General features: G+C 37.4%; 11 protein-coding genes. All 11 read right to left on the minus strand.

From position 1 onward, the window contains the following. Window positions 1–31: 31 nt before the first annotated feature. The 11 genes from WBJ53_RS10090 to WBJ53_RS10140 all read right to left on the minus strand — a co-directional run bounded on the left by WBJ53_RS10090 (window position 32) and on the right by WBJ53_RS10140 (window position 13,269). Entirely contained in the window at window positions 32–523 is a 492-nt protein-coding gene (locus tag WBJ53_RS10090; protein ID WP_338875977.1) for a GNAT family N-acetyltransferase, read from the minus strand. A 19-nt stretch (window positions 524–542) separates the two neighbouring features. Further along, entirely contained in the window at window positions 543–1,583 is a 1,041-nt protein-coding gene (gene pseG, locus WBJ53_RS10095) for a UDP-2,4-diacetamido-2,4,6-trideoxy-beta-L-altropyranose hydrolase (protein WP_338875978.1), read from the minus strand. After that, entirely contained in the window at window positions 1,580–2,278 is a 699-nt protein-coding gene (gene pseF / locus WBJ53_RS10100) for a pseudaminic acid cytidylyltransferase (protein ID WP_338875979.1), read from the minus strand. Before pseF ends, pseG begins: the two co-directional genes overlap by 4 nt. Next, on the minus strand, window positions 2,278–3,504 hold the full coding sequence (gene pseC, locus WBJ53_RS10105) for a UDP-4-amino-4,6-dideoxy-N-acetyl-beta-L-altrosamine transaminase (protein WP_338875980.1): 1,227 nt from the start codon (window positions 3,502–3,504) through the stop codon (window positions 2,278–2,280). Before pseC ends, pseF begins: the two co-directional genes overlap by 1 nt. A 24-nt stretch (window positions 3,505–3,528) precedes the next feature. Next, the gene (locus WBJ53_RS10110) at window positions 3,529–4,653 is read right to left on the minus strand and encodes a DUF1972 domain-containing protein (protein ID WP_338875981.1); all 1,125 of its coding nucleotides are present in this window, start codon (window positions 4,651–4,653) and stop codon (window positions 3,529–3,531) included. 99 nt (window positions 4,654–4,752) lie between these two features. Continuing rightward, window positions 4,753–5,985 carry an O-antigen polymerase gene (locus WBJ53_RS10115; protein WP_338875982.1) on the minus strand — a complete coding sequence of 411 codons (1,233 nt, stop codon included), beginning with the start codon at window positions 5,983–5,985 and terminating at the stop codon, window positions 4,753–4,755. A gap of 516 nt (window positions 5,986–6,501) precedes the next feature. After that, window positions 6,502–7,473 carry a hypothetical protein gene (locus WBJ53_RS10120; protein ID WP_338875983.1) on the minus strand — a complete coding sequence of 324 codons (972 nt, stop codon included), beginning with the start codon at window positions 7,471–7,473 and terminating at the stop codon, window positions 6,502–6,504. A gap of 1,634 nt (window positions 7,474–9,107) precedes the next feature. Further along, window positions 9,108–10,127, minus strand: coding sequence for a UDP-N-acetylglucosamine 4,6-dehydratase (inverting) (gene pseB / locus WBJ53_RS10125; RefSeq protein WP_338875984.1), 1,020 nt, complete (start codon window positions 10,125–10,127; stop codon window positions 9,108–9,110). Window positions 10,128–10,311: 184 nt separating this feature from the next. Continuing rightward, the gene (locus tag WBJ53_RS10130) at window positions 10,312–10,794 is read right to left on the minus strand and encodes a UpxY family transcription antiterminator (RefSeq protein WP_338875985.1); all 483 of its coding nucleotides are present in this window, start codon (window positions 10,792–10,794) and stop codon (window positions 10,312–10,314) included. Window positions 10,795–10,904: 110 nt separating this feature from the next. Beyond that, complete coding sequence (locus tag WBJ53_RS10135; protein ID WP_338875986.1) at window positions 10,905–11,441, minus strand: sugar transferase; 537 nt, start codon at window positions 11,439–11,441, stop codon at window positions 10,905–10,907. A gap of 184 nt (window positions 11,442–11,625) precedes the next feature. After that, window positions 11,626–13,269, minus strand: coding sequence for a polysaccharide biosynthesis tyrosine autokinase (locus WBJ53_RS10140; RefSeq protein ID WP_338875987.1), 1,644 nt, complete (start codon window positions 13,267–13,269; stop codon window positions 11,626–11,628). Window positions 13,270–13,293 lie beyond the last annotated feature (24 nt).

Raw genomic sequence — 13,293 nt, forward strand, 5'->3', positions numbered from 1 at the left:
CTAGAGTTCGGTAGGTATATATGAGTTGTGACTATAAGGTTTTAACATAAACTAAGTTTAAACCTTCCTGACCAGGAGGATTAAATTTACCACTTCCATGCGAAAATTTGAATCCTGCTTTTTGAAATGAACGTACAGAGCCTTGATTATCAGCTTTTATATAGGCATGGATCGTTACAGCACCCCATTGTTCTTTACATGCTTCGCAGCCCTGCGTAATGATTTGGCTAGCAAATCCCTGACCACGAACACGAGCATCTACCGACACGCCAACTATAATTTCGGCAGGCATATCAGTTTCATGTTTTCTTTCAAACCGAACTTGGCCCACAGCTTTATGCTGCTCATCCTCAAATAGCAATAATAGGGCATCGGGATCAGTCAACTTTTTCGTAAACCAGGCAGTATGTGTCTCTAATGGAATTTCTCTCGAATTGAACGATTGCTGACGGGTCTCGAGATCGTTGGCCCAGTCAAAGTAAAGCTGTACATCACTGGGTTGAGCTTTGCGGTAGGTGAGCATAAAAATAGGCTTAGTTGTTTTATGCTTTATTAACACTTAGCTGCTGAAAAAGCTTTCGGAATCGTTCAGGAGATTGTCCATCGAAAAAACGCTTTTGACTAGCTAACGATTTAAGGGTTATATCGGAAAAAAGCTGGAATGACTGAATTGTCAGTTTGAGCATCTGTGCTAATGCAGGTCTTGGAGTTGAATGTGGTAGTAAAGCAGGAAAACTGACCGAAACGGCGAGTTGCTCTTCAGACAAGAACTGAGCAATACGTGCTTGATTATCGGCTGTTACAATCGCAATTAATGGGCGGTTTACTGCGCAGACCTCATAAGCTATGGTGCTACAAGAGGTAAGAGCTAAACTACATTGCTGCAATTCGCGGACCATTTCATTTACATTCTGATTCTGTAAAATGACAAGGTTCGGTAATTGGAGGGAGTATGCTTCTATTGATTGACGATTGGGATGAAACGGTCCCAGAACAATATGGATAGGTAGCATTGGGTCAACTAATCGAATGGCTTCCAGTATATGTAAGGACATATTTTGTAAATCAGCCCCGCCCATGCTAACAAAAAATGGTCCACCTCTTATTGCAGATCCAAAGCCTTGGGGTTGTAAAAATTCAGGACGAAGTAATGCGTAGTGAGGACCTAAATAAAACTTTGTATAAGGTTCTGCATCATATTCATTAGTTCTAATACCACCTGCATGATTAATCACTACATCGGCTACCTGATGGCCTTTCAGTAAATCATCAATATATATCAGCCGTTTGGTTCGATTGCGAATCTGTTTCTGAAAACTTATGTCAAATGCATAACCGTCCAACACTACTATATCATCGGTATTGATCAATTCCAGAAACGTTGTATCGGCTGTTGATTCAGGTAGTGGAACAACACATAGCCCTGCTTGTTGAATCAATGTGCATACATAGGCCTCCGGTTCTTTAATTGCAAATTGCAGTAAGAACTCATCTCTGAGCATATGGCTCAGAGCAAGACAACGCATCACATGCCCCATACCAATCTGCGCATTTCCGTCGGCACGAAGAACAACTCGATTCATCGTTTTTCTTGACTTCTATTTAATTGAAATTTAAATTCTGCAATTTCCCAGTCATCTTCAGTATCGATGTCGTGAGCGTCCATTTCTGAAATGATGATGCCACCCGAATTGTCAGAAATCAATCGTCTGGTTTGCTCAAAGGCATTTACACTAAAGAAATAGAACTGCCCTGCGTCGTGGTAAGATGGTTCAAGATCTTGCGAGCGCGTTAGCGCATGTTCAGCCTGAAACCACTGTACTTTCCCTCCTTGTAGCCGTATAGCCCGTTGAATGGGGAAGTTGAATGGCTGAATTGGGTAGACTGAATCAAAACCTCTTTTAACAAGTAAGTCGAATGCGCTCTGGAGTAAGTAAGGAGTAATGAATGGAGCTGTTGGATAGAGGCAACAAGCCTGCTTAAAATGAGAGCCCTGCCTATTATATTGAGTTAGCACTTCGGTTAGTACTTCGGCTGTAGTAGCAAAATCGTCGGCGGTCTTGGAGTCTCGCAGAAAGGGTACTGATGCGCCATATTCTTTAGCAATAGCTGCTATTTCCACATCGTCGGTTGAAACCATAACTTCATCAAACATACCTGACTGGATAGCCGTGGTGATGCTATAGGCAATAATAGGCTTTCCCAGAAAGGGTCGGATATTTTTACGCGGGATGCGTTTACTACCACCCCGCGCTGTTATGATGGCTAGATTACTCATCAAACTGATTTTTCGAGTGGGTATGTTACTAATCTATCAGCGGAATTGAAAAAGGAAGTAACCGTTTCGATCACGTAATCCTGCTCTTGGTTAGTTAGGGTCGGATATAGTGGTAGACTAAGACAAGCACCGTAATATTGTTCGGCATAGGGACAATCACCCGGTTTCCAACCAAATTGCTGATAATAGGGCATCAAGTGAACTGGAATATAATGCACCTGGGCCAGAATATTTTTTGTCCGTAGAAAATCATATAACTGCTTTCGGTTGGGTGTCTGAATCACATACAGGTGATAAGCATGACCAATCTCCACAGGTGGTGCAATAGTCGCTATCGGAATGCCAGTTAAGGCTGCTTCTGCAAAGGCCGTATCATAGCGGTTGGCCAGTTCCCGACGACGATTGAGCATGGAGTCGGCCCGGCTTAGCTGACTTAATGCCAGAGCAGCCTGAATGTCGGTCAGCCGATAGTTGTAGCCTAGCTCCTGTAGCTCCATATACCACCCGCCCCGTTCGGGTTCGCCAGGATAGGGGGGGGTAAACTCCTCAGATTTGTTAGTAATGCCATGAGTCCGTAATCGCAGCAGGTGTTTGTAGAGCGCTTCATTATTAGTCGTGATCATACCACCCTCGCCTGCCGCAATATGCTTAACGGGGTGAAAGCTGAAGATAGCCAAATCAGCCAATGAACCATCGCCTGAGCGATGAACAGTTTGATTAGTAGTAAAAAATGCCCCTGGTGCATGGCATGCATCTTCAAGCAACCATAAACCAAACTCATCAGCTAATGCCCGGAAGGCTGTTAAATCGACAGGATAGCCCGCAAAATCGACGGGAATAATTCCTGAAAAATAGCCCTTTGGGTGAGATTCAAGCAGTTTTCGAACAGCTTTTGGATCGAGTAATACTGTGTCGGGATCAATATCTGCAAAATAGACTTCACCACCACAATAGCGGATACAATTGGCTGAGGCCGAAAATGTAATAGGCGTTGTAATTACGCGAGTACCAGGGCCTACATCAAGTGCCATACAACATAAATGAAGAGCAGCCGTACCATTTGCTACAGCTACTGCGTAATTTGATCCGATGTATTTGGCAAATGCTTCTTCAAGCTCTCCAATTTTAGGTCCCTGAGTTAGATAAGGTGACTGAAGCACTTCAGTCACGGCTACTATGTCGTCATCAGTAATATGCTGGCGACCATATGGAATGGGTAGATTCATGGATATGAGGTAAAAGGAAGCTACTTAAATAGAGATAGTCTGTTTTTTTATGGAGTGTGTATTTGACGCTATAGCCTCTTTGAACAACTCTTCATATTGTTTTACTATTAGTGGCCAATGATACGTATTTTCAATTTTGATGCGGTTATTTTCCAAGAAGGAATGGTACTGAAGTTTGGTGTACTCAGAAATAACCTGTGCTATATCTTCAGATGTTCTAAAGTAGAAAGCATCCTTGCCTAAAATAGATTTATTGAATATGTTGTCATAAGCACAAATAAAAGCACTAGATGCCATTGCTTCTAGTAAAGATGGATTTGTTCCACCTACTCTATGTCCATGAAAATAAATATTTGAATAGTAGCGAAGATTGTCTAGTGTATATAAATCGTAGATAGCGCCTAAAAACTTGATATTAGAGTATTTGGCATATTTCCTTGTTAGATACCTTCCATATTTAGTTAAATGATTGCCTACGACTAAAAATGTTCTCTTGGATGCCTTAATAACACCTTCTAAAATCTCATCTATACTATTGTCAGACTGTAAGCGCGCTATCAGCATATCATATTGATACGGCATAAGAGAAAAGTCTTCAAGAATTTCAGAATTCGGATTAGTAAAGACATAAGACCCATAAGGAATATATGTAGAGGATAAATTGTATACTTTTTCTATATGTTGTTGAATGCCGATAGAATCAGAAACTAAATAATCACTACTGTTTACAGCCCAACGCTCAGCTTTTTTTAAGAATTCTTGAACTAGGAAAGGATATTTGCTTCGCATCCATTCTATTCCATCCATATTAGTCACAATAACCGGCCTAGATGGTAACAGCCAGCCCCAAATAGCATTTGTTGTATAACCTAGTTGTAATATTAAATCAAAATTGCGCTTACGAGTATCTAATATACAATTAAAGTCATAAATAAATTGGCCTGCCAGACCAAGGTATTTTTCGGGATCATAGCAATGAATGATAGTAACACCCTGAAAAATTTTCTCCCGATAGGGGTGATAATGAGAATTATAGACAGTTACCTCGTGCCCTAAATGAGTTAATTGAACCGCTAAAAATTCAGCACATTGTTCGAAGCCACCATAATAATTAGGAATGCCACGTGTACCTATAATTCCAATTTGCATACTTGAAAATATTTTCGGGAAAAGATAATATTTAAGAATGTATTGAAGGATTATACATTCGACATTTGTGTTATTGCCTGTTCGCAGATCCAAGACACGTTATTGTAATTTTGAATCAGCATTAGATAGTATCAGGTGAATTCTATATATGATGTAGAATGGTATGAACTTATAAAGCATAACCGAAGTTACTCCGCTACTAACCAGTCCGCTCAGGCTATAACTTAAAAGCAAATAAATAACTGCTTTTTTTGTATGTACAAACGGGAAGTAAGACAGATATTTTTTTTTAAACGAATAATGTGTCTTTATAAGTGAAAATGAAATTATTGTTGGATATATATATATACCAGCATATCCGAAGTTAATATAAGATTCTCCTAAATGAGTGATTGTAACACTTCCTCCATCAAAGTCGAGTTTTAAAATACCCTTTAGCCAAGTTCCCAAATTTGGTGAATAGCCTGGGGCTAAAACGTATAAATCAATCCAATACCCTAGTCCGTATAAATAAGAATTAAATTTAGAAAGGATAATATCCAAGTTTTGAATATTGACAAATGGTCTCCAGCCTATTGTTAAAAGGAACTTAGTTTTAAAATCTGCATCTGCATTCATTCTGTGTGCGCCTAATACTACTAAGATTACATACGCGATGCTACCAATAATTGTAATGGCACCAAGTCTGAACTTTATTTTATTTTTTATTATATGTAATATTAGACAGAAGATCAAAAAGGATAAGAAGGGTTCTCTATTACCAAAACTTAGCAGGAATAGAGAACTAATAAGAATAAAGATAATTTTGACGAATCCTTTGTAGTGCAAACTTAAGAGCACACCATTGTACGTTAATAAGCATATACTTCCTAACGTTACATAGCCCATACTTTCTCTAGCTTTTATTCGAAAATTATCTATATCAGCGTGTAAAATAGGTATTGTACCTACTGATAATATAAAAAATAACCATAAGGAAATTCCCAAAATATAAAGAACATATGCTATGCGTATCTCCTTTGCTGTTGGGGGAAGAAGAAACCATTTATTGAAATTTGTATTATTTGTATTATTGGTAAAAAAAAAGTTAAATACTGTAGCAGAAATAACACTCACTAATAAGCTATAACAAATAAAGAATTTTGTATTATCACTAATACTGACCCCTTTTGAAGATTTAAAACTATCAGCCCATAGAAGAGCTATATATAAGGTAAAAACATGACTAACGAAAAATAAAACAAATGGATTGTAAAAGTTATTAATACGGAAATTTCGCTCTACAATATATGTGCAAATAGCTAATATTAATAAGTATATATAAAATTCCATTTTGGGTTGCTTTAAATATAAGTCGTTGTACGAGTATTTAAGTGACTACACTGAATTCATGAATTAAGAAAATAATTAATCTCGTCGTTTGTCGTTTTTGCTTTTTTTAGTAATCACGCAAATTTAAACCAGATTAGATCCTAAGCTAAATCATTGATTTTTATGTAATTATTCACTAAATCACTATTTCGCTCATTTACTTAAAGTAATTAGACGAATTTAAGTTAGAACACAATACCAGTCAATTTGTTGATTATTAGTATGTTGGTAAACTAAAAAATCTAATTTAATTCAACACAAGTACTTAAGTAGTCAAGCAAATTTAGATTAAACTATTTTTTTTCATTCCGACGCAGGAGGAATCTTCGGATAAATCTAAATTTCCTACTTATCTTCGAAGATCCCTGCGTCGGAATGAAAAAAAACGGGTTAAAATAGTTCAAATTAATTCTGCGTGATTACTTACTTAACTGATTGTTGGTTTAAATGCAATGCCTAAACTATCACAAAAACTCTTTATCCAATGTCGGTGTAATTTGTGGGTGTTAAACTTCTTAAATTACCAGTTGATTCAATTTTTAAAACACTAATACCAAGTTGATTGGCTATCTTTAGAAGTGTAATGTTATCAAGATGGTTATCTACAATTGCAGTGGCCGAAATATTATCTTTGAAAAATACCTTAGCGTTTATTAAAGCACTAGAAAATCCAAAAGATATAATCTTAGAATAAAATGAATCTTGTAATATTAACTCAATAGGTAAATTATTGTCTAATAGTGAAAATCTGTAGTTTTTATCTGTTAAATATATTTTTAAATATCTCTGTTGAATTTTTGTAGTTTCGTAGTGCAGTTTAAATGTAAAAGTTATCTTATTTGCATTTTTAAGAGTGTTTATTGTGTGATTTAGATTTTTTAAAAATATGCGTAATTTTTTCCTGTTTTTTATAGGTGGAGTTAATATTAATATGTTTGATTCTACTTTATCAGTTATATCGTAATTAATATTTATTTTTATAATTCCCTTGAAATTTTCTGTGAATTCAGGTATAGGTGTATATGCATTAGATTTGTCTCGAAGTAATTGTGGGTATAAAGAACGGCTATGCACATAGCCCATCCCTGAGATGTATCCAATTATGTATCTTTTCATTAGGGAGAGTGTACTTATTCTAACCACTGGATCATACAATAGTGCAACTCCCTCGTAGTATATGTTTATTTTGATATTGTTTAGTTTGCTATATTCATATAAGTAAGAACTTAATAAATTGTTTACATGAGGAATAAAAAAAAATGTTTGTTTAGTATTAGTTAATTTACGTATTAATTTTTTGATTTTACGACAATCCCATATTGCCATTAGATTTCTTCTAACGTAAAAAACAGACACATTTTTGATGTCTATTTTGGTGTTTTTTAATGTCGTGATAATAATATTTTCTACACTAGTGCATTCTTGAGTATGTATAATCTCTTTTATCATCAATGTTTGAAACGGGGTATTTGATATGTATATATGTGTATCCATTTTGTTAATTAAACGAGGCTTATATATTTATTGTACTTGGATTATTGAGTATTTGTTTTAATATGACAAATATAGTTTTAAATTGCTTTATGTTAAGTGCGAAAAAGAATATACTTATAATTAGAAATAAATGGTGAGGTAGATGAAGCAATAAAACTAGCCAGTTTAAAATATATGGGATAAGAAGGTTAATTGGGAATGAGTCATGTACAACTTTATATAAATTATTCTGACCGTCAACTTCTCTTCGTCCGTAATAGTTAGTTAGTAAGACGAAAAATGAATAAGAAATACTACTGGCTATTAGGACTTTATCATATTTTACATTGAAAAGTATTATAAGACAATAACATAGTGTTATATTAACTAATAAGGAACAAAATGCTATCATACTTAATAATTTTTCTTTTGATCTAGTAATTAATAAACTCGAATAGCCAAAACAGTTAGTATATAGTACCAATGTTAGACTTGAAACATAAAAATTATGGCTTGATGTTTTATATTTAGGAAATAGTAACAAAAATATTGGAAAACACAATATAGCTACTTGGATAATTAAATAAGATGAAGTTATATAACTCGATCGTAATTGATTTATTATTAATATGCTTTCTGAGCTTGTAACTTTCGATAATTTATTTAGTATTTTAGGATAAATAAGATATGAAACTGATTCGAGAACTAATAGGACTACACTTGAAAGGGTATATGAAAAAGTAAAATACCCATAATCAGTAACATTGTAGTAAGAGCTAATAAACATTCTTGTTGATATAGTGATGAGGTAAAAAGAAGCATTGTACAGAAAAAGAAACATAGCTTTATTTTTTATTCTTTTAATCGATACGTAGTCTAAATTCAGACTAAAACTAATGGGACATATTAACGCATAGTAAATTAGTATTATAATATATATTATGGCATTTGCTGTAATTATATTAAATATAAGATTTTTACTATCAGATAGATATATGCATAAGGATGTGGACAATTGAGTTACAATTTGATAGAGACTTATCTCTCGTATTTTATTATAGATTCTAAACAAATTAATATATAATAATATGATTTGATTGCATATAATACTAACGCAAATATTTAGAGAATATTTAGAGAAGTTATATTTACTTAAGATAGGTATACTTGTAAATGTATCGTTAGCGAAGATAATTATAATCAATATCGATAGGATTATCGTTAGTGATACTGATGTTCCAAAGATGGAAGCTGTATACTTTTTATTTTTTTTATTTATTGAAATTATTACATTTAACGCATGAGGGATTCCGAAATTTATTTGTGAGAAATACTGTAAAATTAAATTTAGAAAACCCCATATGCCAAGGTAATACGGGGACAGAATTGACGCAATTAATAAACTATTTATAAATTGGATTCCGTATGCTATATATCTGCCAGTTATATATATAAATATTTTATTACATAAAATTTTTTTTATTAGAATGCTATTCATTTAACTTGTTTTTATAACAAGTACCTCATAAATTATCTTTAATTGATGAGGTATTATTTAATTTTGTCTATTAGGATTTTATTTGTATTTTTATTGGTAGAGACAACTTTTATTAGTATAATCTACTAATAAAAGTTGTCTCTATTAGCATTTTTATAGCATCAACATTTACCCATTCTTCGTTACTGTCGGAACTATAACGGAAGCCAGGTTTAACCTTTTCTGCTTTAAAAAAATTGATATAGTCATTGATATTCCAAACAGGAACTTGGGGTAAGATTGCGTAATATTTACCTAAGTCATAGGTAGTAAATGAATCAGAGCTGGTAATCATCTCTTCGTGAATTTTTTCACCCGGTCTGACACCTATTATTCTTTGTTCACATTCAGGGCCTATAGCCGAAGCCACGTCAGTAATTTTATAGGACGGGATTTTGGGTACAAATAATTCTCCTCCCCAAGCTGTTTCTAAGGCATGTAATACCATTTTGACACCCTCTAGTAGGGTAATATTAAATCGGGTCATATTCGGGTCGGTTATGGGTAGTACGCCTTCTGCCCGCTTTTTGAGGAAAAAAGGAATAACAGATCCATTTGATCCCATTACATTACCATATCGCACCACTGAAAATCTTACCTTTCTGTTGCCTTTTATTTTATTAGCCGCGATAAAAAGTTTGTCGGAAGTCAACTTTGTTGCACCATATAAGTTTATGGGGGCACAGGCTTTATCAGTAGAGAGGGCTACTACTCGTTCAACATTGGTTTCCAAGGATGCCCGAATTACATTTTCAGCTCCGCCCACATTTGTTTTTACGCATTCATCCGGGTTATATTCAGCAATATGCACATGTTTCATAGCGGCCGCGTGTATAACATAATCGATTCCATTGAGCGCTCTCTTTAAACGTTCATAATCGCGAATGTCACCAATGAAATAACGCATGCAGGCATATTGCGATTCAGGGTATTCCTGTGCCATTTGAAATTGTTTTTGCTCATCTCTCGAATAAATCACTAATCGTTTGATAGCTGGATGGTTTTCTAGTAGGTATTTTGTTAAAGCGCGGCCGAGTGATCCGGTTCCACCTGTTATTAAAATAGATTTATTGTTTAAGATATCGTTGGTCATTGCAGTTAGTTTAATTAATTAGAAACTAGCTTTTGGGGACTATTTTTATATTGAACCTCTTTTAGTTTTTGAAGCAATGCTAAATACATTTTGCATACATTGCTTTGCTTTGTTTTTGGTACAGCTCCGCCCTTTCAGTCACATGAGTGGCCTAGCCGAATTACATTTTTTTACACTTATTCTGTCAACTCAATACCAAGGTCTGGATCAGATCGACCCTCACCACTACCTGTAACGCGTCGAGCAGAATAGCCAGTTGGTTTCCTTGTTGGCCTATTACGCTGCCTGTTGTATCTGAAAAACTACCTGAGCCTATGGTGACCCGGTCGTTTGGCGAGAAAGACTCAACCCGAATCTGGCTATGATCAAACTCGTTTAGTAGCCGTTTAATGGCACCGATCTCGTCGTTGCGTACCACTGCCGGTTTGTTTAGCCAGAACAGGTAGCGCACAATGCCGGGTATACCAAAGACGCGGGCGCGCTCGTGTTCGTCCAGATTGACGAAGCAGTAGGAGCGGAACAGGGGTTCTTCGACCCATTTAGTCCGGTCCGACCAACGCCGTTTAGTTTTTGTCAACGGACAGTACACTTCAATGCCTCGTTCCTTTAGCTTTGCGGCTACCTGCTTCTCGTTTCGCGACTTTGTATAGAGTACAAACCAGGGCATTGTTGAATGGTTGAATGATTGAATGATTGAATTGTATGGCCCATTTATTGACGTTATTCAACCGCAACGGAGGTATATAATTCAATCATTCAACAAGTCAATTATTTATCTTACCATGCGTTAATATTTCCTTTTAGCATGGATAGTACGGTTTGCCAGCAGATCCATATATCTAACCTTAATGACTTTTTTCGATTATAGAAGCGGTCATACCGAACCCGATGATGCATTTTGATTCGCTCGCTTGTTTCCCCCCGGCAACCACGTACCTGAGCCAATCCGGTTATTCCTGGCTTTACCCGATAGCGTTTCTTGTACTCAGGCATGGTGTTCCAGAACTGAGCGCTATGCTCCAGGGCATGAGGCCGTGGGCCTACGATACTCATATCACCTCGTAATACGTTTATAAACTGTGGTAGTTCATCCAGATTACTCTGACGCAGAAAACGGCCGATTCGTGTTACACGGCCGTCGTTTTTACTGGCTTGGCGGAACGATGCATTAGGGTTATGCGTCATGGTGCGCAGCTTCAGGCAATTGAACCATGAGCCACGATAGCCCGTCCGTTTCTGAATGTAAAAGATGGGCCCTCGTGAGTCTAACAGGATCAGTGCTCCTAACAAGGGTAAGAGCCAGGATAAGACCACAATGAGTATGAACAGAGAAAAGCAAACATCAAAAAACGCTTTCCTGTCCGTTGGTACAATCCTTCCGTGGGCCGGGCAGTATGCTCGGCATACACATATAGTGGTTTGTAAGGTGAGTCAAGACTAAGCATGAGTGGATGACTGACTAGGTGAATAGATAAATAGGCTGGGTTTCACCCATCTGCTAATCGTTACGGCTCAGGCGCTTTTTGATGCCAGATTCGCCATAATACCCCCCATAGTTATAGTAGTAGGATTCTCCTTCGCCAACACCGTTTAGAATAATGCTCAGTTTGGGGAAACGCTGTTCTTTATAGAGTGTATCGACCATTTTCAGATAGTTCCGTGGGGTATGGTCGTGACGCACCATATAGAGGGTAGCATCGGCATAGGGCGCTATCAACTGAGCGTCGGTTACGAGGCCAACAGGTGGCGAATCGATAATAACGTAGTCAAATTTTGCTTTCAGTTCGTCAAGCAATTGTGACAGATGAGGAGAACTTAGTAGCTCGGAAGGGTTAGGGGGGAGCGGGCCGGCTGTGATAATGAAGTAATTATCGTGCCCTGAAACAGGTTGAATAATTTCATCCAGACCGACTTCTCCAATCAGGTAATTGCTCAGACCTGCTTTGTTTTCCATATGCAGGCTCTGGTGCAGTTTGGGTTTCCGCATATCCATTTCCAGAATGACCGTGGTGCGGCCAACCAGGGCCAAACTTGCTCCAAGGTTTAATGAAACAAATGATTTGCCTTCGCCACTTACGCTGGATGTGAACAGTAATACCTGGCTTTGTTGGGTACTACTTCGCAAAAACTGGAGATTAGTACGAATGGCTCTAATCTGTTCGCCAATAACAGATTGTAATCGTGGCTTAAAGATGAGTTTATCGGCTTGGTTGCTTTTAACTACTTCTCCCAGAATAGGAATCTGCGTCGCTTCTTCAACATCGGATCGACGCGATACGCGGTTATTAAGCGCATCTTTAGCTGAAACAAAGCCTATTGGGATGAGTAAGCCAATAGCTCCAAACAGCGCAAAGATCATCAGCTTGACGGGCTTAACGGGCTTACTACTCGTACGGGCAGGGTCGACGGTGCGACTATCCGAAACGACCGAGGCCGCTGAAAGGGCTGTTTCTTCCCGTTTTTGTAGAAGGTAAGTATATAACCCGTTTTTAATGGCCTGTTGGCGTGTGATGTTCAGTAAAGCACGCTCTTTGCCTGGGACAGTCCGAATCATACCTTCTAGCCGTCGATTATTGGCTGTCAGTTGGTTGCGGTTACTGGTCAATTGCTGACGGATAGTCTGCACATTTTCATTGATACTACTCTTCATCGTTTTTAATTGACTATCGAGCGACTGAATCAATGGATTGTTGGGCGACATAGTTCGGGAGACCTCTTCCCGCTTTAGTTCCAGTTCTGCCATTTTAGTCAACAGACCGGTCAGCACGGGATCACTGAACCCTAGTGTGGCAGGAGCTATTCCTTTCTCATTGGACTTGGCTTGTAGGTACCTTTCAATATCCTTAAGCGCAGCCAACTGCATATTGGCTTCATTAAGTTGAGTATCGTTTTCTTTAACAGTTGTCAGAAAGGTTTGTGCCTGAGTGCTCAAATCGGTTATGCCCTGAGTCGATTTATACAGCTCTACTTCTTTTTCGACAGTGGATAATTCGCCGGAGATGAGCGCCAGTCGATCTTCAATAAAGTTGAGCGTATTATTGGCTTCTTTGTTCTTATCAACAATCGCTTCTTTGTTGTATTCAGAAATAAGCTGGTTCAGAATGGCTTCTCCTTTGTCGGGAACCGTTTCTTCCAGGCTCATATTCAGAACCGTTGCCTGTTTGGA

The organism is Spirosoma sp. SC4-14, from assembly GCF_037201965.1.
GTDB lineage: Bacteria > Bacteroidota > Bacteroidia > Cytophagales > Spirosomataceae > Spirosoma.